The 19593-nt window shown below is 67.6% G+C and carries 26 protein-coding genes and 1 tRNA gene; 10 read left to right on the plus strand and 17 right to left on the minus strand.

What is annotated here, in order from left to right; translation table 11 throughout:
* Nucleotides 1-3 precede the first annotated feature (3 nt).
* The 5 genes from ACWGL1_RS10385 to ACWGL1_RS10405 all read right to left on the minus strand — a co-directional run bounded on the left by ACWGL1_RS10385 (nucleotide 4) and on the right by ACWGL1_RS10405 (nucleotide 2102).
* On the minus strand, nucleotides 4-288 hold the full coding sequence (locus tag ACWGL1_RS10385; RefSeq protein ID WP_452111946.1) for a hypothetical protein: 285 nt from the start codon (nucleotides 286-288) through the stop codon (nucleotides 4-6).
* Nucleotides 288-671, minus strand: a complete 384-nt coding sequence (locus tag ACWGL1_RS10390) for a hypothetical protein (RefSeq protein ID WP_452111947.1) — start codon at nucleotides 669-671, stop codon at nucleotides 288-290. The genes ACWGL1_RS10385 and ACWGL1_RS10390 overlap by 1 nt, the downstream gene beginning before the upstream one ends.
* A 97-nt stretch (nucleotides 672-768) precedes the next feature.
* The gene (locus ACWGL1_RS10395) at nucleotides 769-1164 is read right to left on the minus strand and encodes a hypothetical protein (protein WP_452111948.1); all 396 of its coding nucleotides are present in this window, start codon (nucleotides 1162-1164) and stop codon (nucleotides 769-771) included.
* 189 nt (nucleotides 1165-1353) lie between these two features.
* Nucleotides 1354-1683 carry a hypothetical protein gene (locus tag ACWGL1_RS10400; protein ID WP_452111949.1) on the minus strand — a complete coding sequence of 110 codons (330 nt, stop codon included), beginning with the start codon at nucleotides 1681-1683 and terminating at the stop codon, nucleotides 1354-1356.
* 104 nt (nucleotides 1684-1787) lie between these two features.
* Nucleotides 1788-2102 (minus strand): hypothetical protein, encoded by a 315-nt coding sequence (locus tag ACWGL1_RS10405; protein WP_452111950.1) that lies wholly within the window; start codon nucleotides 2100-2102, stop codon nucleotides 1788-1790.
* Between the two features lie 207 nt (nucleotides 2103-2309).
* On the opposite strand from ACWGL1_RS10405, the gene ACWGL1_RS10410 reads away from it, so the two are divergent.
* Nucleotides 2310-2552 (plus strand): helix-turn-helix domain-containing protein, encoded by a 243-nt coding sequence (locus tag ACWGL1_RS10410; protein ID WP_452111951.1) that lies wholly within the window; start codon nucleotides 2310-2312, stop codon nucleotides 2550-2552.
* Between the two features lie 181 nt (nucleotides 2553-2733).
* Here ACWGL1_RS10410 and ACWGL1_RS10415 read toward each other — a convergent pair whose 3' ends face one another.
* The 5 genes from ACWGL1_RS10415 to hemC form a co-directional block, all read right to left on the minus strand.
* Nucleotides 2734-3531: a hypothetical protein gene (locus ACWGL1_RS10415; RefSeq protein ID WP_452111952.1), complete on the minus strand. Its 798-nt coding sequence runs from the start codon at nucleotides 3529-3531 to the stop codon at nucleotides 2734-2736.
* Nucleotides 3528-4628 (minus strand): DNA cytosine methyltransferase, encoded by a 1101-nt coding sequence (locus ACWGL1_RS10420; RefSeq protein WP_452111953.1) that lies wholly within the window; start codon nucleotides 4626-4628, stop codon nucleotides 3528-3530. Before ACWGL1_RS10420 ends, ACWGL1_RS10415 begins: the two co-directional genes overlap by 4 nt.
* A 241-nt stretch (nucleotides 4629-4869) precedes the next feature.
* Nucleotides 4870-4945 (minus strand) — tRNA-Thr (locus ACWGL1_RS10425).
* 47 nt (nucleotides 4946-4992) lie between these two features.
* Nucleotides 4993-5688: a uroporphyrinogen-III synthase gene (locus tag ACWGL1_RS10430; protein WP_452111954.1), complete on the minus strand. Its 696-nt coding sequence runs from the start codon at nucleotides 5686-5688 to the stop codon at nucleotides 4993-4995.
* Nucleotides 5689-5692: 4 nt separating this feature from the next.
* Nucleotides 5693-6637, minus strand: a complete 945-nt coding sequence (gene hemC / locus ACWGL1_RS10435) for a hydroxymethylbilane synthase (protein WP_422388303.1) — start codon at nucleotides 6635-6637, stop codon at nucleotides 5693-5695.
* 53 nt (nucleotides 6638-6690) lie between these two features.
* Between hemC and tsaD the strand changes: the two genes are divergently transcribed.
* From tsaD to ACWGL1_RS10450, 3 genes are read left to right on the plus strand one after another with little or no spacing between them, the layout of a single operon-like run.
* A complete protein-coding gene (tsaD, locus tag ACWGL1_RS10440; protein WP_452111955.1) occupies nucleotides 6691-7881 on the plus strand; it encodes a tRNA (adenosine(37)-N6)-threonylcarbamoyltransferase complex transferase subunit TsaD in 1191 nt (396 codons plus the stop codon).
* Between the two features lie 41 nt (nucleotides 7882-7922).
* Nucleotides 7923-8921 (plus strand): NAD(P)H-dependent glycerol-3-phosphate dehydrogenase, encoded by a 999-nt coding sequence (locus ACWGL1_RS10445; protein ID WP_338577569.1) that lies wholly within the window; start codon nucleotides 7923-7925, stop codon nucleotides 8919-8921.
* A complete protein-coding gene (locus ACWGL1_RS10450; protein WP_025976400.1) occupies nucleotides 8921-9310 on the plus strand; it encodes a Rieske (2Fe-2S) protein in 390 nt (129 codons plus the stop codon). Before ACWGL1_RS10445 ends, ACWGL1_RS10450 begins: the two co-directional genes overlap by 1 nt.
* Nucleotides 9311-9513: 203 nt before the next feature.
* Here ACWGL1_RS10450 and ACWGL1_RS10455 read toward each other — a convergent pair whose 3' ends face one another.
* The 6 genes from ACWGL1_RS10455 to ACWGL1_RS10480 all read right to left on the minus strand — a co-directional run bounded on the left by ACWGL1_RS10455 (nucleotide 9514) and on the right by ACWGL1_RS10480 (nucleotide 14460).
* Nucleotides 9514-9672, minus strand: coding sequence for a hypothetical protein (locus ACWGL1_RS10455; protein WP_223850640.1), 159 nt, complete (start codon nucleotides 9670-9672; stop codon nucleotides 9514-9516).
* 72 nt (nucleotides 9673-9744) lie between these two features.
* The gene (locus ACWGL1_RS10460; protein WP_291780298.1) at nucleotides 9745-10209 is read right to left on the minus strand and encodes a phasin family protein; all 465 of its coding nucleotides are present in this window, start codon (nucleotides 10207-10209) and stop codon (nucleotides 9745-9747) included.
* A 29-nt stretch (nucleotides 10210-10238) separates the two neighbouring features.
* Nucleotides 10239-11018, minus strand: a complete 780-nt coding sequence (locus ACWGL1_RS10465; RefSeq protein ID WP_291780295.1) for a creatininase family protein — start codon at nucleotides 11016-11018, stop codon at nucleotides 10239-10241.
* Between the two features lie 84 nt (nucleotides 11019-11102).
* Nucleotides 11103-11702 carry a TetR/AcrR family transcriptional regulator gene (locus ACWGL1_RS10470; protein WP_452111956.1) on the minus strand — a complete coding sequence of 200 codons (600 nt, stop codon included), beginning with the start codon at nucleotides 11700-11702 and terminating at the stop codon, nucleotides 11103-11105.
* A complete protein-coding gene (locus ACWGL1_RS10475) occupies nucleotides 11702-13318 on the minus strand; it encodes a DHA2 family efflux MFS transporter permease subunit (protein WP_338577579.1) in 1617 nt (538 codons plus the stop codon). The genes ACWGL1_RS10470 and ACWGL1_RS10475 overlap by 1 nt, the downstream gene beginning before the upstream one ends.
* The gene (locus ACWGL1_RS10480) at nucleotides 13315-14460 is read right to left on the minus strand and encodes an HlyD family secretion protein (RefSeq protein ID WP_452111957.1); all 1146 of its coding nucleotides are present in this window, start codon (nucleotides 14458-14460) and stop codon (nucleotides 13315-13317) included. Before ACWGL1_RS10480 ends, ACWGL1_RS10475 begins: the two co-directional genes overlap by 4 nt.
* A 138-nt stretch (nucleotides 14461-14598) precedes the next feature.
* On the opposite strand from ACWGL1_RS10480, the gene nth reads away from it, so the two are divergent.
* Entirely contained in the window at nucleotides 14599-15363 is a 765-nt protein-coding gene (nth, locus tag ACWGL1_RS10485; protein WP_452111958.1) for an endonuclease III, read from the plus strand.
* A 152-nt stretch (nucleotides 15364-15515) separates the two neighbouring features.
* Here the strand turns inward: nth and ACWGL1_RS10490 are convergent, their stop codons facing one another.
* Nucleotides 15516-16406: an ATP-grasp domain-containing protein gene (locus tag ACWGL1_RS10490; protein ID WP_452111959.1), complete on the minus strand. Its 891-nt coding sequence runs from the start codon at nucleotides 16404-16406 to the stop codon at nucleotides 15516-15518.
* A 124-nt stretch (nucleotides 16407-16530) separates the two neighbouring features.
* Between ACWGL1_RS10490 and ACWGL1_RS10495 the strand changes: the two genes are divergently transcribed.
* The 5 genes from ACWGL1_RS10495 (at nucleotide 16531) to ACWGL1_RS10515 (ending at nucleotide 19549) form a co-directional block, all read left to right on the plus strand.
* The gene (locus ACWGL1_RS10495; RefSeq protein ID WP_452111960.1) at nucleotides 16531-17565 is read left to right on the plus strand and encodes an adenosine kinase; all 1035 of its coding nucleotides are present in this window, start codon (nucleotides 16531-16533) and stop codon (nucleotides 17563-17565) included.
* A 239-nt stretch (nucleotides 17566-17804) separates the two neighbouring features.
* A complete protein-coding gene (gene ccmC / locus ACWGL1_RS10500; RefSeq protein WP_291780279.1) occupies nucleotides 17805-18524 on the plus strand; it encodes a heme ABC transporter permease CcmC in 720 nt (239 codons plus the stop codon).
* A gap of 12 nt (nucleotides 18525-18536) precedes the next feature.
* Nucleotides 18537-18689, plus strand: a complete 153-nt coding sequence (gene ccmD / locus ACWGL1_RS10505) for a heme exporter protein CcmD (protein ID WP_003166605.1) — start codon at nucleotides 18537-18539, stop codon at nucleotides 18687-18689.
* Nucleotides 18686-19249, plus strand: a complete 564-nt coding sequence (locus tag ACWGL1_RS10510; RefSeq protein WP_452111961.1) for a DsbE family thiol:disulfide interchange protein — start codon at nucleotides 18686-18688, stop codon at nucleotides 19247-19249. Before ccmD ends, ACWGL1_RS10510 begins: the two co-directional genes overlap by 4 nt.
* Before the next feature lie 69 nt (nucleotides 19250-19318).
* Entirely contained in the window at nucleotides 19319-19549 is a 231-nt protein-coding gene (locus tag ACWGL1_RS10515; RefSeq protein WP_452111962.1) for a hypothetical protein, read from the plus strand.
* The last annotated feature ends 44 nt before the right edge of the window (nucleotides 19550-19593 follow it).

Consider the following 19593-nt stretch of genomic DNA (forward strand, 5'->3'; position numbering starts at 1 on the left):
TGTTTAGCTGTCAGTGCAGAGGCGCCTCCCGTGCCGTTTCCTCCGCTTTCGCCTAACCACGATGACCGCCACGGTCACAACGACAGCGCCCGTGATGAAGGCGAGCGGCTGGGCCACCGCGAGGCTCGACAGGATCAAGGTGCCCAGAAACACCAACGTCTCCCGAGGTCGCGTGACGAACGCGTGGACCAGCGCCAGGAGAAGGACCACGGCCAGCATCATCAGCAGGGTGCGAAGCAACGCCAAGGCCATGCCGAGGATGAGGAAGGCGAGCAGCTTCTTCACCATCAGCAGCAAGCCTCCTCGGCCCAGAAGTAGGCCAGGCATCTGTAGTGGACGCCCAGCTCGGTGCCTGGACCGTTCTCGACGAACAGCCGGACGGGCGGACCGAAGGGAGGGGTGACGACGACCTCGAACCAGAGGCCGTGATCCTGGACCCAGTCGAAGGGAAGGTCGTCCGCACCGTCGCCGGTGAAGGCGAATCCAAGGGCGGTGTTGATGACGTCTGGCGTGTCGCCGCCGTGGATGACGATCAGACGGGCGTCGGGATGGTGTTCGCGGTGGCCATAGAACCGCCAGCCCCGAAGGGCCAGCAGACGACGCAGGTCGGGATCGAGGTCAGGATCGCTCAGGGCGCTCGCCACCTCGGCAAGGGTGTTCAGGCAGAGCATAGGGAAGGTGTCCTTCAGGCATGAAAAAAGCCCTCGGGCGAAGTGCCAGAGAGCTCGGGTCGGATGGATTGTTGGTCCGCCTGTCGGCGGTGGTGGTTCAGGTCTTGTCCGCAGCCGGTGGTCGATCGGCGACGCCAAGACAGTTGAAGCGGAGGGTGTCGTTGGTCTCGGGATGATCCGGCACGAACACCAGCATCCCGAAGTCGTCGGTCAGGACGTAGGCCAGCTCGAACCATGAGCCGTGGTCGTTGAACCACTCCCAGCCGGGCTGTTCGGCCTGGTCCCAGCAGATCGGATAGCCGACGGCGTCATGGATGACCTCGGCCGGATCGCCGGGCTGGACGACGACGATCTGTAGGATGTCTTTCAGGGGACGCCTGCGGTCGGTATCCACCTGCCAGACCCGAAGGCCGATGAGGGCGCGTAGATTGGGGTCGAGGGTAGGGTCTGTGAGTGCGGCCGTTACGGCGTCTCGGTCGGTGAGCGAAAGCATGGTCTGGATAGCCTTTCCGGGCATAGAAAAACCCCCGCAGCGCGTAGCCACGGGGGTCGGTGATGTTGAAGCTTGAGAGGCCCTCAGGCGGGCGTAGTGAACGGGCTCAAAGTCGATGAAGAACTAGGACTTCCCGGCCTCGCAGACGGAGGAAGGGCGAGGCAGCCTTCATCAGATCGGCCCGACCGCTTACCTCGCCGCAGGGACGCTCGGCGACAGAGCCGTGGCGGCCTGAGAGAGACGCTCCCTCATACGCTTGGATCGCGACATGCCCGATAGCGGCATGGTCCCGCTGTGCGTGACGTTGAAGTAGTAGCCGTCCTGCACAGAACCATCACCAGAGCGCCCCCTGGACGGCACCATGGTGGCGATGATCTGATGGCTGTCGAACAGGAACTTAATGGTGGCCTGATAGCCCTTGTTCGGGTGTTCTACGCGCACGATAGGATCGCTTCCGAACTCGATGTTCATGGCATCCACGAGAATCCGATCAGCCTGAGCCTCGGTGATCAGATACACCGGCTCGCTTTGGCTAACGTAGGTGCCGGCAGTGCGTGCTGGAGCAGAGGCGCAGCCGCTGATGGTAAAAACACCCACGGCAAGGGCAGTCGCTACTACGGCTCTCACTGAGCACCCGTTTGAGCAGGTTGAGACTTACGGCCACGGGTCAGGAAGAGGACGCCGCCGCCGACGCCCAGAGCCAAGCTGCCCCATAGAAGAATAGAGCCATACCGGCGGACCTTCGCTTGGTTGTCAGGATAGCTCAGGGCGTCACGCATCTGTTGTTCAAAGGCCTTCTGGTTGCCAGATAGAGATGGCCCTTCGACGCTGGCGTTGAAGCGTTGCACCGGGATGTAGGCCTGTAGAAATAGACCGCCAACCACGACGTAGAAGGCTGCAATAGCCGCAAGCACCATACGTTTGGTGTAGGTATTCATCTGGTGTTTTCTCATTGTTGTGTGTGAGATGCGCCAGGATTTGCACATCATATAAGATGCCGAGATTTGCGCTCGGCGTTACATCAGGCGTGATCTTGATTGGCTCGCACTTGAGCAGCCGCGACGTTCCCCCAATCGCAAATAACCCGATCTGGGATATCCCGATTTAGGTTTTAGCGGAAGTGCCTCACATCGGAGGGGCGCTCTTTGCCGTCATCGATCTTCACGCAGCGGCATCAGGAGTTCATCGCCTTCATCGCATCGGTGCGGAAGGCGGCCGAGATCACACAGGTCGAGCTCGCGGAGAGGCTGGGGAAGCCACAGAGCTTCGTGTCGAAGGTGGAGCGCGGTGAGCGTCGCTTAGACGTGATCGAGTTCTGCCAGGTGGCGGAGGCTCTCGGACACGATCCGGGGAAGCTCCTTCAGGAGTTTGTCGATCTAGGGCGCTGAGCGCATGCGTTACCGCCCTACCCCAGATGTGGTCTTTTTAGCTCCAGCTGAGGTGCAGGCGTCGCAATCGGCTTTAGACGTACCTGACTGTGTCGCTTCCATCGCCCCCAAGAGCGATTTGCCAGGCCGGTGACTCCGCGCCTGATAGCTTTCACAAAGGACGTCGAACAAACCGAATTTTTCAAGCAGGCCTAAGTAGCGCCTCAAGCACACCGGTTACTTCTGCGCGGATTGCTGAAGTATTTCGTTCGAAAAAATCGCTCAATGAGTAGCCAACGACAGCTTCAAAAAATGCGTATGTGCTCTTCGTATCATCATCGCTGTTAGAACCGGTGAGAACGAGCAACTTATTTTGGCGATATCTTTCGATAACGACTCCGCTGACCTGGGTCGAAATTACCAAGATAACAGGCAGGTATTCTTCATCATACGCCGCAAGTCCAAACCGCAGGTCGGCGTTCTGGCGTTTCGCGTCGGCGCTCTTGTAGCCCTGCCGCACTTCGAAGACGGCACCTTTGGTGTCTCGGTGCTGATTTACTCTCTCGCTCGCCCTGGCCAGCCACTCTGTGAGACGGCGGTTTGCATCCTTGCCTAGATGGTCACCGTCAATGCGGGCGTCGAGCGTGAGACGCTGGTTCTTTCCGTCGCTGCGAACCGAATCGTAGCCCCACCGAACCTCTTCGTCGTCAAGAGACAGCGAATCTTGGATGACGGCTCGAACTAACCGTTCGCAGCCGATGCCGACTTGCCGGTAAATGGAAGTCATCCCCCCGGCAGCCTTGTGGGCCGCATACATCAGCGGCGAGTCCAAGCCGAGCCAACTATAGAGGGGGTCAGATCCGAATAGACGGTTGAAGGCGTCGAGCGTGATTTCCTCTTCGCCCCTACTCGTGCCGAAAGCGGGGCGATAGCCTGCGCAGACCCGTATGGGGGTCAGGAGTATTTCGCGATATCGGTTGTCGTTTGCTGCGATGTTCATGACGCCAGCTTCCACGCATTGCTGTCCAAGGCTTGCAGATAGTCGGCCACCGACTTGGTTACGGCGTGGCCGACGATCGGCGGAACAGCATTACCGATCAGCATGACGTTCCCGCTCGTCGAGTATGGAAATACGAACTCGTCCGGAAACGACTGAAGGCGAGCAAGTTCACGCACCGTCAGACGGCGGTCGAGTTCGTGGTGGAAGTGAATGCGAGCTTTGGCGTTTGCTCGCACGGCATAGCCCAGCTTTCCTCGTTCGGATTTTTGATCGCCCTGTCCGGCTCCGGCGGTCGCCTTCGTTGCTACGAAATACTGCGATTGGTTGGGAACGGACTCATCCTCGATTGGCATCAGGTCGTCGATGGCCTCGTCGATCGAAACATGGCGCATCACATGGGTTGGCTCTGGTTGCCTCGGGAAGCCCGGCAAGTCCGAACGAACACAGATAATAAAAATGCGCCTCCTTGATGCGGGTAGTCCGAAGTCAGGGCAATTTAGATACCAATGTTTGACGTTGTAACCCACGGCGGTCAGGTCCGCGACGATCTGGGCAAGAAGGGCCCCCTCGTTCATTCCTTTGAGCAAAGGCACATTCTCCCCAACAACCACTCTGGGCTGATGGATCCGCATGTAGTCGACCATCTTCTGGTAGAGCAGCCCGCGCGGGCCGGAGAAGCCCATCTTGTGGCCGCAACTTGAGAAATCTTGGCACGGGAATCCGCCGAAAAGCACGTCTGCGGCGGGAACCGTCTCCATATCGATCTTGGTCAGGTCGGCTAGATGCGCATGGTCACTGATGTTTAGCTTGTAGGCACCGACCGCGTTCTTGTCATTGTCGTAGGCAGCCAAGATGTTGAACGGCTGTGGAGCATAGTATTTCCCTAGGAAGGTGAACCCCCCTAGCGCTCCGAGATCAAGGCCACCACAACCCGCGAAAAAGCTGACGGTCGAAATCTCGCCCGGCGCGGGCGAATGATCATCGCGCAGTATCGGATTTAACTGCTTTTGGACTGCGGGGTTATCCCGAAAGCCATGCTGAAAGACCGGCATCCGCCGTAATGCTTTGCGTTTAGGTAAACCGGACTTGGTACGCATCTTCGCCTCGAATCAGCTGAGGAGGTTCGACCCATTTGAGCAGGGAGCGTCTTTGGAAGACACCCCTATAAAGGCACTCGCTTCCGTGCGATCAGCGCTGCTGATCACCAATACGGAACATCGCGGCTATGCGTCAGCAACGGCCAACGGCCTTCCCACCGCGTACCCACACAGCTCCCAAGCGGAAGCACCTTCCGGCTTATTCCGGTCGGGCGTCAAAGCTAGCGGTGCTCTGGAAAGGTGGTGCCGCTTAGGTGACTCGAACACCTGACCCCCTCATTACGAATGAGGTGCTCTACCAGCTGAGCTAAAGCGGCCCCGGCGTCGTTCACGCGAAAAGGCGCGAGCGAGCGAGGAGGGCTCTTTATACGGGCGCGGCGGGCTTGCCAAGAGCCGATAGCATCGCCGGTTCGTCGGGGATGGAGGCGATGCGGATTTCGGCGAAATCGAAGGGGCGCAGGGGCGCGGCGGCGGCTTCGGAGATGCAGATGGCGATGCGGCCGGATGAGGCGGTGTGCGGCAGATCGGCGGCCAGCGCCCGGGCGGCGCGGGGCGAGTGGAGCATGACGGCGTCGAAGGGTTCGGGCGCGGGCGCGTGAGTCTCGACGGCGGCGTAGACGGGCAGGCGCTGGACCGGGCGGTCCGGCAGCAGGGCGGGCAGGTCGCCCGCCGGTTCGCGCGCGCCGGGGGCGAGCAGGGGGCCGGGCGGGGCTTCGGCGGCGATCAGGCGGGCCAGGGCGTGGATGTCGCCGGAGGCCGAGCGGACGTCGGCGAAGCCCGCCGCGCGGGCGGCTTCGGCCGTGGCGTCGCCGACGGCGAAGACGGGGTGGTCGCGAAAGCGCGGGATCAGTGAGGCGAAGGCTTCGACGCCGTTGGGGCTGGTTAGGGCGAGGACGGCGACGGCGTCGGGCGAAGGAGCGGCGTCGAGGGCGCCGGGCAGGGGCGCCAGCGTCAACAGGGGCGCGACGAGCGGGGTGAAGCCCAGCGCCGTCAGCCGGTCCGCCGTGCGGGCGGCGCCCGGCTCGGCGCGCGTGACCCAGACGCGGCGGATCGGCGTCATGGCCCTAGAGCGCGATCTTCTGGTCGCCGGCGACGGTCTGGACCTGACCGCCGAGGTCGAGGCCCAAGGCGCGGGCGGCGGCGTGATCGGCGTCTGCGGTGATATCGCCCGAGCGGGTCCAGCGGTTCGCCCCGTCGGGGCTGAGCATTTCGGTGCTGAGGTGCAGGCGGCCATCCGCGATGTGAGCGTAGGCGCCGATGGCGGTGCGGCAGGAGCCTTCCAGCGCCGCCATGGCCCCGCGCTCGGCGGCGACGGCGAGGGCGGTGGGGGCGTGGTTCAGGGCGCGGGTCCAGGCGGCGTCGACGTCGCCCTCACGCGTCTGCAGGGCCAGGGCGCCCTGGCCCGGCGCGGGCAGGAAGGCGTCCAGCGGCAGGCGCTGACGGATGACCTCGCCGAGGCCGAGACGGTTGAGGCCGGAACAGGCCAGCAGGATAGCGTCGAAGTCGCCGTCGCGCAGTCGCTTCAGCCGGGTGTCGACGTTGCCGCGCAGCATTTCGATGTTCAGGTCGGGGCGCAGGGCCAGCGCCTGCGCCTGTCGGCGCAGGGAGGCGGTGCCGAAGCGGGCGCCCTGCGGCAGGTCGGCGAAGGTCGCGTAATGGTCGCTGATGAAGGCGTCGCGGGGGTCTTCGCGCTCGGGCACGGCGGCGATGGCCAGACCGGGGGGCTGTTCGGCGGGGACGTCCTTCATCGAGTGGACGGCGACGTCGACGCGGCCGTCGAGCAGGGCTTCCTCGATCTCCTTGGTGAACAGGGCCTTGCCGCCGACCTCCAGGAGGCGACGGTCCTGGATGCGGTCGCCGGTGGTGACGATCTCGACCAGAGGGACCAGGGTTTCGACCTCGGCGTCGGGCACGCCCAGGGCGCGGCCGATGGCGCGCTGCATCATGCCGGACTGGGCCAGGGCCAGGCGCGAACGTCGGGTGCCGATGCGCAGGAGAGGTTGAGTCACGTCGAGACGCCGTTGCGAAAGGGGGGGCGGGTCGCTAACTCCGCCCAATGAAGATGGACGCGGACTATAGCAGGGCGGCGGACGGGGCAACCGAACGCGGGTCGGACGGTTTGACCGTGCTGGGCCTCGAGACCAGCTGCGACGAGACCGCCGCTTCGGTGGTGCGGCTGTCGGCGGCGGGCGCCGAGGTGCTGTCCAGCGTCATCCACAGCCAGATCGACGACCATGCGGCCTATGGCGGGGTGGTGCCGGAAATCGCCGCCCGCAGCCATGTGGAGATGATCGACGGCGTGACGCGCCGGGCCATGGCCGAGGCCGGGCTGGACTGGAGCGCGCTGGACGGCGTGGCGGCGACGGCGGGGCCGGGGTTGGTCGGCGGCGTCATGGTGGGCCTGTCCTATGGCAAGGCGGCGGCGCTGGCGCGCGGGTTGCCGCTGATCGCGGTCAACCATCTGGAAGGTCATGCGGTGTCGGCGCGGCTGGGGGCGGAGACGACCTATCCCTTCCTGCTGCTGCTGGTCTCGGGCGGGCACTGTCAGCTTTTGGAAGTGCGCGGCATCGGCGACATGAGCCGACTGGGCACGACGATCGACGACGCAGCGGGCGAGGCCTTCGACAAGATCGCCAAGGCCATGGGGCTGGGTTATCCGGGCGGACCTGCGCTGGAGAAGCTGGCGGCGTCAGGCGATGGGTCGCGCTTTGAGCTGCCGAGAGCGTTGTTGGGGCGGAAGGACTGCGACTTCTCCTTCTCGGGGCTGAAGACGGCGGCGTCGCGTCTGGCTCAGACCTGCGAGACGGAGCAGGATCGGGCTGATCTGGCCGATGCGGTGCAGAAGGCCATCGCGCGCCAGCTGGCCGAACGCTCCGAGCGGGCGATGAAGGATTACGCCGAGGCGCATCCGGAACTTGCTGACGGCGCCCTCAAGCAGCCGAGCGCTGCGCGCGAGGCGATAGGGCAAAAAGAAAGACTCTTTGTGGTGGCTGGAGGCGTGGCCGCCAACAAGACGATCCGGCGGACGCTGGAGGATCTGGCGACGAAGCACGGCTTCGCCTTCCTGGCGCCGCCGATGGCCTATTGCACCGACAATGCGGCGATGATCGCCTTGGCGGGGGCCGAGCGGCTGGAAAAAGGGCTGACGTCGGACATCGATGTCGCCGCCCGGCCGCGATGGCCTCTGGACGAGACGCGCGCCAGCGTTGATCCTGTGCACAAGAAAACGGGCCGCAAGGGCGCCAAGGCTTAAGCGGCCTGGCTCTCGGCGGGGGTCGGGGGACCGGAGAAGACATGGAATTCCATACGGCAGGCGTAATTGGCGGCGGCGCCTGGGGCACGGCCCTGGCGCAGAGCGCGGCGGCGGCGGGTCTGGCCGTCGTCCTGCAGGCGCGCGAGCCCGAGGTGATCGAGAGCATCCGCGCGCGTCGGATGAACGACGCCTTCCTGCCCGGCGTCGAGCTGGATTCGGCCATCAACGTCACCTCGGATCTGGCGGACCTGGCTGACTGCGACCTGATCCTGGCCGTGCCGCCCGCCCAGCACATGCGCGCGACGTTGCAGGCCTTCGCGACTTACGCCCGGCCGGGTCTGCCCATCATCCTGTGCTCCAAGGGTATCGAGCGCGGCTCGCTGAAACTGATGACCGACGTGCTGGCCGAGACGATTCCGTCCGCCACGGCCGCCGTGCTGTCGGGGCCGAGCTTCGCCGCCGAGGTGGCGCGCGGCCTGCCCAGCGCCGTGACCCTGGCCTGCGCCGACGCGGCCATGGCCGAGGCCCTGGCGGGCGCCCTGTCGGGGCCGGTGTTCCGGCCCTACTACGCCGACGACCTGATCGGGGCCGAGACGGGCGGGGCGCTGAAGAACGTCCTGGCCATCGCCTGCGGCATCGTCGAGGGGCGCGAGCTGGGCCGCAGCGCCCACGCCGCCGTCATCACCCGCGGCTTCGCCGAGATCGTCCGCGTGGCCACGGCCCTGGGCGGCAAGGCCGAGACGGTGGCGGGCCTGTGCGGCCTAGGCGATCTGGTGCTGACCTGCTCCAGCCCGCAGTCGCGCAACATGAGCCTGGGCCTGGCCCTGGGTCAGGGCCTCAGCGTCGAGCAGGCGCTGGAAGGCAAGCGCTCGGTGGCCGAGGGCTATGAGAGCGCGCCGGCCGTGCGCGAACTGACGCGCAAGCTGGGCGTCGACACGCCGATCTGCGAGGCGACGGCGGCGGTGCTGGCGGGCGAACTGACGGTGGATCAGGCGATCGAGAGCCTGATGAGCCGCCCGCTGAAGCCCGAGCGCGAATAGTGGCGCAAGAGGGTCCGGCGGCCGAGACGCAGGAGCGCAAGCGGGTCTGGAAGACGCCGCCGAACGTGGCCCTGTGTCTGGAGGCGGACATCGCTGATCCCGGCTCGCGCGGCTTCGTGCTGCAGATCGGCGAAGCCTTCTTCCACGGCTTCGTGGTGAAGAAGGACGGCCAGGTCGCGGGCTGGGTGGATCGCTGCCCGCATGCGGGCTTTCCCATCGCGGTGGAGCTGGATCGCTATCTGACGCCGGACGGGTCTCTGATCCTGTGCGGCTGGCACGGGGCGGCGTTCGAGCCCCTGTCGGGCGCCTGCGTCGCCGGACCCTGCGCGGGCGGCAAGCTGACGCCCTGGCCGGTTGAGGCCAGGGACGGGGTCATCCGCACGGCGTGAGGGCGGGATGGTCGCGCCCTCATCGCGCGCTCCAACTTGCCGTCATCCTCGGGCTTGACCCGACGATCCAGCTTTCGGCTCTGCTTCGTTCAAGGTGGCGGCGAAGGCGTTTCAAACGGATGCCCGTCGCGCGAGGCCTCTGGATCCTCGGGTCAAGCCCGAGGATGACGGCAGGGAAACGGCGGGTGGAAGCCGCGTCCCGCCTATTCCTTCGGGACCAGCTTGGGATCCTTGGTGAAGGCTTCGTCGACCTCTTCCTCGGTGATCCGCTTGGAGGGGTCGCCGGGCTGGTTGAGGTTCTGCTCCTCGGTGCCGTCGCCCATCATGCCGGGGTGGGGGTCTTTGGGGTCTTTCTCGGCCATGGTGATCTCCTCCGCATGGATGCAAAGGCAATCCGGCGACAGCGCCGGGCGTTCCATCACGCCCGCGCGAGGTCAGCGCTTCAGGCGTCGCGCATTGGCCGTGGCCGTGGCGTGGACGGGGGCCAGGGCGCGCCCCTGCGCCTTCAGCGCCGCGCCGTAGAAGGACCAGCCGTCGTGCATCGCCCGGCTCCAGGCGCCCATGGCCCAGTCCGTCTGGGCGGCGGCGAAGGCGAAGGGCGTGTCGGCGCGGGCCAGTTTGGTTAGGCAGTCGGCGGCCTCTGCCCCCTCGCGCGCGGCCAGACGCCCGGCGCGTTCGGCCAGGTCCAGCGCGCCGGCGCAGGCGGCCCCGGCCGAGGCCGTCATGGCCTCGACCTTCTCCGCGCCCATGCGGCTCAGTTCGGCGTGGTCGGCGCGCAGGGGATCGGCCAGAGCCTCGCCCATGATCTCGAACCGCCGCGAGATGACGGCGGCCGAGGCCTGGGCCAGTTCCTGACCGGCCTGGGCGTTGCGCAGGGCGCTGCGGGCCGTCTTCTGCATGGGGCTCATATGCAGACCCTGGGCTGGTTTCAGGCGACCGGCAAGACTTCTTGCGCGAAGTCGGTCAGGTCGCGGATCAGGGCCGGAACGGCGGCGTCGATGATGCGCTGGCCCTTTTCCGGGGTGGCCTGGGCCGGGTCCGAGCCGATGCGGCCGTCGGGGAAGCGGGCGCGATAGTCGTTGGCGTCGCGGATCGGGCCGAAGGGGGCGATCTTCGGCTCATAGGCGGCGGTCTTGATCCGGTCGGGATAGCCGGCCTGGGTCACGGCGATCTCGGACGGGGTGGCGTGGCTGCCGTGGCCCGTCGGGAAGATGTCCTCGCACAGCTTCTGCACGCCCGGCAGATCCCACCAGTTGCGCAGCTTCAGCACGAAGGGCGGACGCTCGGCCCAGGGCTCGGGCGTGAAGGACCAGTCGGCGTAGATCTCGGCGAAGGCGGCCTCGATGGTGGCGACGTTGCCGCCGTGGCCGTTGAGGAAATAGATGCGCTCGAAGCCGTGGCGCGTCAGCGACGACACCCAGTCGGCGATCACCGCCATGAAGGTCGACGGGCGCAGGGTGATGGTGCCGGGAAACGCCAGGTGGTGCTGGGCCATGCCGATGTTGAAGGTCGGCGTGACCACCAGGCTGTCGTCGCCCTTCTCCGCCGCGTGGGCGATGATCTCGGGGCACAGCCAGTCGGTGCCCAGCAGGCCCGTCGGTCCATGCTGTTCGTTCGAGCCGATCGGCACGATCACCGTCTTGGACAGCAGGGCGCCGGACTTCAGGCGCGCGTCGATCTCGGGCCAGGACGACAGGTGGATCAGCATGGAAAAGCTCCGGCGGACGGAAGGTGAGGGGATTGGGGGGCGGCTTTACGCTGATCCGCCCCCAGGGCCAACTTGGGCGCGCGTCTATTCCGGCGCGAAGGCGCGCACGAAGCGCCGGGCGGCCTCGCGGGCGCGGGCGGGGATGTCGTCGATCGCGGGATGGGGCAGGCCCAGGACCGAGCGCAGGTGGCCGTGGCCCAGGACCATGCCGGTGAACATCTCGGCGGCGGCGGCGGGATCGGGCGCGGACAGGCGGCCCAGGCGGTCCTGCTCCTCCAGCCAGACGGCCAGGCGGCGCAGGTTCTGGCCGGGACCGGCGTCATAGACGGCGCGCGCCAGCTCAGGGGCCTCGGGCGAGGCCAGGGCCATGCCGCGCAGGGCGACGCCGCGGCCTTCGATGCAGACGCGACGGATCAGGGTCTCGGCCAGGGCCGCCAGGGCGGTTTCGACATCCAGGTTCGAGGCGAGCGGGGCGACGGTCTCCTCGGAGCGTTGCGCGGCCAGGTCGCGGGCGATGGCCGTCTTGGTCGGGTAGCGGTTGTAGAGGGTCTGTTTGGACACGCCGGCGCGCCGCGCGACCTCGGCCATAGAGACCTTGGCTCCCTTCTCCCTGAACAGTTCGGCGGCGGCGCGCAGGATGGCGCGGCTCTTGTATTCATCGATCTGGCCGAGGGCGCGGGGCATCAGTGAATCTCGGAGGCTTCGGGCGAAGGGACGCTCTTCACCGGTTGGGACAACAGGGTCAGGAAGGCCGCGCAGGCGCAGCCGACGGCCAGCAGGGCGAAGGCGTCGCCGAAGGCCATCGTCGTCGCCTGCTTCTGCAACAGGCCGTACACGGCCTTCATCGCGGAGGCCTGGGGGTCGATCGAGCCCGAGAAGCGCTCGGTCAGGCCGGCGATCATGGCGCGCATCCCCTGATGGGTCTGGTCGATGGCGCTGGTCAGTTCGACCATGTGCAGGGCGGTGTTGTGGGTCAGGGCGGTGTTCAGCGTGGCCAGGCCGAAGGCGCCGCCGACGTTGCGGGCCAGATTGACCAGGCCCGAGGCGTTCTTGACCATGTGCGGCGGCAGGGTGGCCATCGTCACCTGCTGCGAGGCGATCATGGCGATCATGACGCCGCAGCCGCGCATGGCCTGGACGCCGGCGAACTCCCAGAACCCCCATTCGTCGGTGACCAGGCGGGCGTCCCACATGCCCCAGGCCGCCAGGATGAAGCCGACGAACATCAGGATGCGGGCGTCGACCAGCCGCACCAGCCGGCCGGCGAAGGGGGCGGTGGCGAACATGGCCAGGCCCGACACGATCATGGTGGTGCCGACCTCGGCCGCCGAATACTCGCGTACCCGGCCGAGAAACAGCGGCAACAGGAAGGTGCCGCCGAACAGGGCCGCGCCGACGATGAAGGTCATCAGCACCCCCACCACGAAGTTGCGGTTGCCGAAGGCGCGCAGCTCCACGATCGGATTGCGGTAGGTCAGCGAGCGCCAGATGAAGGCCGGGCCGCAGATCGCGGCGATGACGCTGAGCAGCAGGATGTTGTCGTCCTCGAACCAGTTTTCCTTGGCGCCTTCCTCCAGCACGAACTGCAGGCTCATCAGGAAGGCGGCCATCAGGCCCAGGCCCCACCAGTCGAACCCCTTGGCCAGGCTGGCGTCGCCCTTGTCGAAATGGGCGTAGCGCCCGACCAGGAACAGGACGATCACGCCGGGGAAGACGTTGATGAAGAACAGCCAGTGCCAGCTCAACTGCTCGGTCAGATGGCCGCCCAGGGTCGGGCCGACGGTCGGGGCCAGGGTGACGATCAGCCCCATGATGACGCTGGCGGTCACGCGCCGCTCGGGCGGAAAGGCGGTGAAGGCGACGGCGAAGACGGTGGGGATCATGGCTCCGCCGACGAACCCCTGAAGGGCGCGGAACAGGATCATCATCTCGATCGACGACGACAGCCCGACCATCACGCTCATGATCAGGAAGCCGGTGCAGGAGGCCATGAAGACGATTCGCGTCCCCCACAGCCGGGACAGATAGCCCGACAGGGGGATCATCACGACCTCGGGGATCAGATAGGCGGTCTGGATCCAGCTGATCTCATCGGCCGAGGCGCCGACGCCCGCCTGAATCTGCGGCAGGGAGGCGGCGACGATCTGGATGTCGAGAATGGCCATGAACTGGCCGATGACCATGCCGGCGAAGCCGAGCAGCAGGGCGGTCCAGTTGATCTCGGCCTGTTTCATCCCGGTCTGTTTCGTCCCGCTCTGGGCGGCGGGCGCCGCCGCGGCCGGGGGCGCCGCCTCGCTCACCGGGCCGAGCTCGGTGACGCGCTCAGGGCCTGGCTCGGAGAGGCGGCCATAGCCAGGGCCGTCTCGCCCGGATGGGCCTCGGCGAAGGCGGCGCCGCCCTGGCTCTTCAGGTCGACCTTGACCTCGACCGACAGGCCGGGCCGCAGGACGATGGGGCGGCCCGAGGCGTCGCGCTGGACGACGATGCGAACGGGCACGCGCTGGGTGATCTTGGTGAAGTTGCCGGTGGCGTTCTCGACCGGGATCAGGGCGAATTCCGAGCCGGTGGCCGGGGCGAAGCTGTCGATGCGGCCGTGCAGCGACCGACCGGGGAAGGCGTCGGCCTTGATCTCGACCTCCTGGCCCAGCCGCATCCGTCCGACCTGGGTCTCCTTGAAGTTGGCGACGACATAAACGTCCTGCAGCGGCACCACCGACATCAGCGGGCCGCCCGCCTGCACCACCTGTCCGATGCGCACGCCGCGCGCGCCGACGACGCCGGCCACGGGGGCGCGGATCAGGGTGCGGTCCAAGGTCAGCCTTGCCTGATCGACCAGGGCGCGGGCCTGTTCGACGGCGGCCACGCTCTGTTCGCGCGTCGAGCCGAGGACGGCGGCGGTGCGCTGTTGGGCGGTCAGGTCGGCCTGGGCCTGGGCGACCGAGGCGCGGGCGGTCTCGGCCGTGGCGCGCTGGGTCTCGATGCGCTGCTGCGACACCCAGCCCTGATCGGCCAGCTTGCCGTAGCGGTCGACCTCGGCGCGGGCCAGGTTCGCCTGGGCTTGGGCCTGGGTCACGGCGGCGGCGCGGGCGGCGATGGTCGCCTGCTCCTGCTGGGCGCGGGCGTCGACATTGGCCACGGCGGCGGTCAGGGCCGCCAGATTGGCTTCGGCCTGGGCCAGGGCGGCGCGGGCGTCCGCATCATCCAGTCGGACCAGAACCTGGCCCGCCTCGACGCGCTGGTTGTCCTTGACCAGGACTTCGACCACCTCGCCGCCGATGCGCGGGCTGACGGCCACGGTGTCGGCCTGGACGAAGGCGTTGTCGGTGCCTTCCCAGCGCTGCTTGCCCTGCCACCAGACGAGCCCCCCGACGATGAGGCCCACGCCGACCACGCCGGCGACGATCAGGGGCAGGCGCTTCTTGAGCGGGGCGGGGAGGGCCATGGAGGAGACAGCTCGCTTCGATTTCGGGGCGTAAAATGGACGCCGATGTCCAGAATACAAGGCGCGACTGCGATTTTTTGTCGCAGCGCGGCGCGTACGCGACGTTGACGACGCGCCCGCGGAAGGCGAAGCGGAGGCATGGCTCCGTTGAAATCCGCCTCCCGCCAGAAGAAGGCCGTTCAGAAGGCCGCTCTGACTCCGCCCCCAGGCAAGCGCTCGCGTCAGCCGAAGACGGCGCCCGTGGGCGCGATCATCCGCTGGCCGCCGGACGAGCACCGGGTGGAGGAGATCTTCGTCCGTCTGTCAGGCGTCATGCCCGACCCGAAGACCGAGCTGGACTTCGTCAATCCCTACACCCTGGTGGTGGCGGTCGCCCTGTCGGCCCAGGCGACGGACGTGGGGGTGAACAAGGCGACCAAGGCCCTGTTCGCCATCGCCGACACGCCGCAGAAGATGCTGGCCCTGGGCGAGGAGGGGCTGATCCCCCTGATCGCCTCCATCGGCCTGTATCGCACCAAGGCGAAGAACGTCATCGCCGCCGCGCGGATGCTGGTCGAGAAGCACGGCGGCGAGGTTCCGCTGAACCGCGCCGACCTGCAGGCCCTGCCCGGCGTGGGGCGCAAGACCGCCAGCGTGGTGCTGAACGAACTGGGGATCGAGCCGGCCATTGCGGTGGACACCCACGTCTTCCGCGTCTCGCATCGGCTGGGGCTGGCCAATGCGGCGACGCCGGACAAGGTGGAGGCGCAACTGCACCAGGTGGTGCCCGAGGCCTGGCTGCCCAAGGCGCACCACTGGCTGATCCTGCACGGCCGCTACACCTGTCTGGCGCAGCGGCCGAAATGCGGCGCCTGCGTGATCTCGGACCTGTGCCCGTCGCGCGCCAGCTTCACGGGGGTATAATCTAAGAAGTCGTCACCCTCGGGCTTGTCCCGAGGGCCCATTCGTAACCAGAACGCTGCAGCGGGGCTGTTGCGCATGAGCGTAAGGGCGGTAGGCGCCAGCTTAGTCGTGCCATGGGCCCTCGGGACAAGCCCGAGGGTGACGACCGTGTTTTAGCGCTCCAGTCGGGCCCGCACCGCCTGGCCGAAGCGGGCGCCGGCGTCCGGCGCGGCGGCCAGGTAGAAGTCCGGCTCGATCAGTTCCGCCTCCATCAGCACCCAGTCGCCGTCGGCGTTCAGCGTCATGTCGATGCGGGCGTAGAGCAGGTCCTCGCCGATGGCGGCCAGGGTGCGTTCGGCCAGACCCAGCGCGCCCTGCGGCGCGACGTCCAGCGCCTGATAGCGGCCGCCGTACTGGGTCTGGATGCGGAACTCCCCCGCCGCGCCGGGGCGCTTGTTCACCACATGGCTCAGCTCGCCGCCGAAATAGAGCAGGGAGGTCTCGCCCTCGGTCTCGATGGCCTTGAGGTAGGGCTGGATCATCGTGCCGCCGACGGGGGCGTTGGCCAGGGCCATGTCCAGCGGATCGCCCGCCGTCACCCGCAGGGTGCGCCAGGCGCCGCCCGAGACGGTCGGCTTGACGATCAGGGTCTCGGCGCCGGTCGCGGCGAAGGCGGCTTCCAGAACCGCAGCGTCGACGTGGTCGGCGAAGATCGTCTGCGGGACGGCGACGCCCTTTTCCGACAGGCGGGCCAGATAGCGCTTGTCGGCGTTCCAGCGCAGGGTCTCGGCCGGATTGGCCAGGGGCGCGCCCGCCTCGGCCCAGGTCGTGCAGGCCTGGAGCCAGCGGTCGTGATCCTGATGATAGCCCCAGACCAGCAGGGGCAGGATCAGCGGATAGTCCATCAGGGCGCGAGCGTTCTCGACATGGTCGGTCCATGGGGTGGGGCGGGCCGTGATCTCCGCCGTCGCCAGCGCCTCGCCCAGCCGGTCCAGCACGCCGGGCCACAGGGTCGAATAGGTGGGGTCGGCCGGATCGGGGGTCAGGACGGCGACGTCGGTCATGGCGCGGCTCCGAAAGGCCCGACGAGGGCCGTCTGCAACAGGTCCGACGGCTTTAGGCCGGTTTTCACTCGCGGCGAAGGTCTGAAGTCTGGCGCGCGGCCGTCTGCCCCGCTATGGGGCGCGCATGACCCAAGCCCTGCCCGCCTTCGCCCAAAACGCCCGCTTCGACGTCTGCGCCCTGGGCAACGCCATCGTCGACGTCCTGGCGCCGTGCGAACCGGCCTTCCTGGAGGCCAAGGGCCTGGTTCCCGGCTCGATGCAACTGGTCGACGAGGATCAGAGCGCGGCCCTGTATGACGCCATGGCGGCGGGGGTCGAGGCGTCCGGCGGTTCGGCGGGCAACACCGTGGCGGGCGTCGGCTCGTTCGGCGGCCGCGCGGCCTATATCGGCAAGGTGGCCAAGGATACGCTGGGCGAGGTTTTCAGCCATGACATCCGCGCCGTCGGCGTCCACTTCGACACCCCCGCGCTGGAAGACGGCGCCGGCAAGGGTTTCGGCACCGGCCGTTGTCTGATCAACGTCACGCCGGACGGCCAGCGGACCATGTGCACCTTCCTGGGCGCCGCCAACCAGCTGACCACGGCGGACGTCGACGCCGCCGTCATCGGCGACAGCGCCATCGTCTATCTGGAAGGCTATCTGTTCGATCCGGCTCCGGCCCGCGCGGCCTTCGAGGCCGCCGCTGCCGCCGCCCATGCGGCGGGCCGCAAGGTCGCCATCACCCTGTCGGACAGTTTCGTCGTGCATCGCTGGCGCGCCGAGCTGCTGGAGTTCATCGAGACCTCGGCCGACATCGTCCTGGCCAATGAGGCCGAGCTGCACGCCCTGTTCGAGACCGAGAATTTCGACTACGGCGCCGCCCACCTGGGCCGCATCGTCGAGGTCGCGGCCGTGACGCGCGGCGCCGCCGGTTCGGTGCTGTTCCGCGGAGCCGAGCGGGTCGAGGTCGAAGCCTATCCCGTCGAGAAGGTCGTCGACACCACCGGCGCCGGCGATCAGTACGCCGCAGGCGTGCTGCTGGGCCTGTCGCGCGGCCTGGGCCTGGCCCAGGCCGGGGCGCTGGGCTCGCTGGCGGCGTCGGAGGTCATCGGCCACTGGGGTCCGCGCCCGATGGTCGGACTGGAGGACCTGGCGGCCCGGCACGGCCTGAGCCTTTAAAGAGGCGCGGGGCTCAAACATCGTCACCCTCGGGCTTGTCCCGAGGGCCCATGGTCCGGCGATGCGGGACGACAGGCTGTTCCGGCGTAGGCGTGAAGGCGGCTCACCGACAGGGATGGCTCCGCACTGGGTCCTCGGGACAAGCCCGAGGATGACGGAAAGAAAGAGAAGAGCCGCGACAAAGGGTCGGACGCCGCGCCCGCTTGCCGTGGGGCGCTGGGCCGCGTAATCGGCGGACCATGTTCGGCCTCGCCAATCCCGACCGCTTCATGCGCTTCACCGGCCCCCTGGTCCCGGTGCTGTGGATCTGCGCGCTCGGCCTGCTGCTGGCGGGGACCTGGTTCAGCTTCACCGCGCCCGCCGATTATCAGCAGGGCGACACCGTCCGCATCATGTTCATCCACGTTCCGGCCGCCAGCCTGGGCCTGATGGCCTATGGGGCGCTGGGCGTGTCCAGCTTCTTCGCCCTGGTGTTCCGCCATCCGCTGGCCGATGCGGCGGCGCGGGCGGCGGCGGTGCCGGGCGCGGCCTTCACGGCCCTGGCGCTCGTCACCGGCTCCCTGTGGGGCCAGCCGATGTGGGGGACGTGGTGGGTGTGGGACGCGCGCCTGACCAGCGTGCTGGTGCTGTTCCTCTTCTACCTCGGCTACATGGCCCTGCGCGCCTCGATCGACGATGAGGCCAAGGCGGCGCGGGCGGCGGCGGTGCTGGGTCTGGTCGGCCTGATCAACCTGCCGATCGTGAAGTTTTCGGTCGACTGGTGGAACACCCTGCACCAGCCCGCCTCCCTGCTGCGCTCGGGCGGGACCAGCGTCGATCCGGTCTTCCTGCCCGCGCTTCTGACCATGATGGCGGCCTATGCGGTGCTGTTCGGCGCGATCTGGCTGACGTCGATCCGCACCGAGGTGCGGCGCCGCCGCGTTCTGACCCTTCGCGCCCGCGCGGCGCTGGAAGCCTGATGGAGTTTCCTCGTGCTTGATCTGGACATGAGCCCCTACGGCGCCTTCGTCTGGCCCGCCTGGGGGATCAGCGCCGTGGTCCTGGCCGCCCTGTCGGCCCGCGCCCTGATCGCGGCCCGCCGCTGGAAGCGCGAGCTGGCCCGGCTGGAGGCGGCGCGCAAATGAAGCGCTGGCTGGCTCTTCTTCCCATCGTGGTCCTGGTCGTCCTGGCGGTCTTTCTGATGACCCAGATGGACCGGATGGCGGGCGATCCCGCCGCCGGGCCGACCTATCGCCCCGACGCCCTGGTCGGCCAGCCGATCCCCGAGACGACGGTCCTGCCCATTCTGGTCGACGGCAAGGCGAGCGACGACCTGCTGGACCTGAAGACGGCGGGCGTGGGCAAGCCGATGATCGTCAATGTCTTCGCCAGCTGGTGCGCGCCGTGCCGTCTGGAGCATCCGCAGTTGATGAAGCTGAAGGAACAGGGCGTCGCGGTGGTCGGCGTGGCCTACAAGGACGATCCGGTCGCCACCGACGCCTTCCTGCAGGAGCTGGGCGACCCCTATCGTCTGGTGCTGGTCGACCGCGAGGGCCGGGCCGGGCTGGACCTGGGCGTGTCGGGCGTGCCGGAAAGCTTCGCCGTCGACGCCTTCGGAACCATCGTGGCCAAGTCGTCGGGGCCGGTGCTGACCGACGCCGACCTGAAGACGCTGACCGACGCTCTGAACGCCCCCGCGCGCTGAGGCGATCGCCCGAAACAGGGTGAATCGTACGTTAACCATATCTAGACGAAGCGCGGGCATCTTCATGCCATGTCCGCCATTTCGTCCGAGCGGCCGGCCTTTCCGCCCCAGGCGGGCGGTGCGGCCCACGCCCTGAGAACGGCCCAGTCGGCCTTCTTCCGCCAGGCCATGGGGCTGGCGGCGCCGGTTGCGTCCGAGGAGGCGGCGCGACCCGCTGCGGCGGTTTCTGCGCCGGTCGAACAGGCGACGCCGACATCGCGCCTGCAACGCCCCGGCTCCCTGCTCGACATTCGGGTTTAGGGCGCGGTCATAATTTACCGCTCATCCCGGCGGACGCCGGGATC

This window comes from Brevundimonas sp. NPDC055812 (assembly GCF_053616535.1).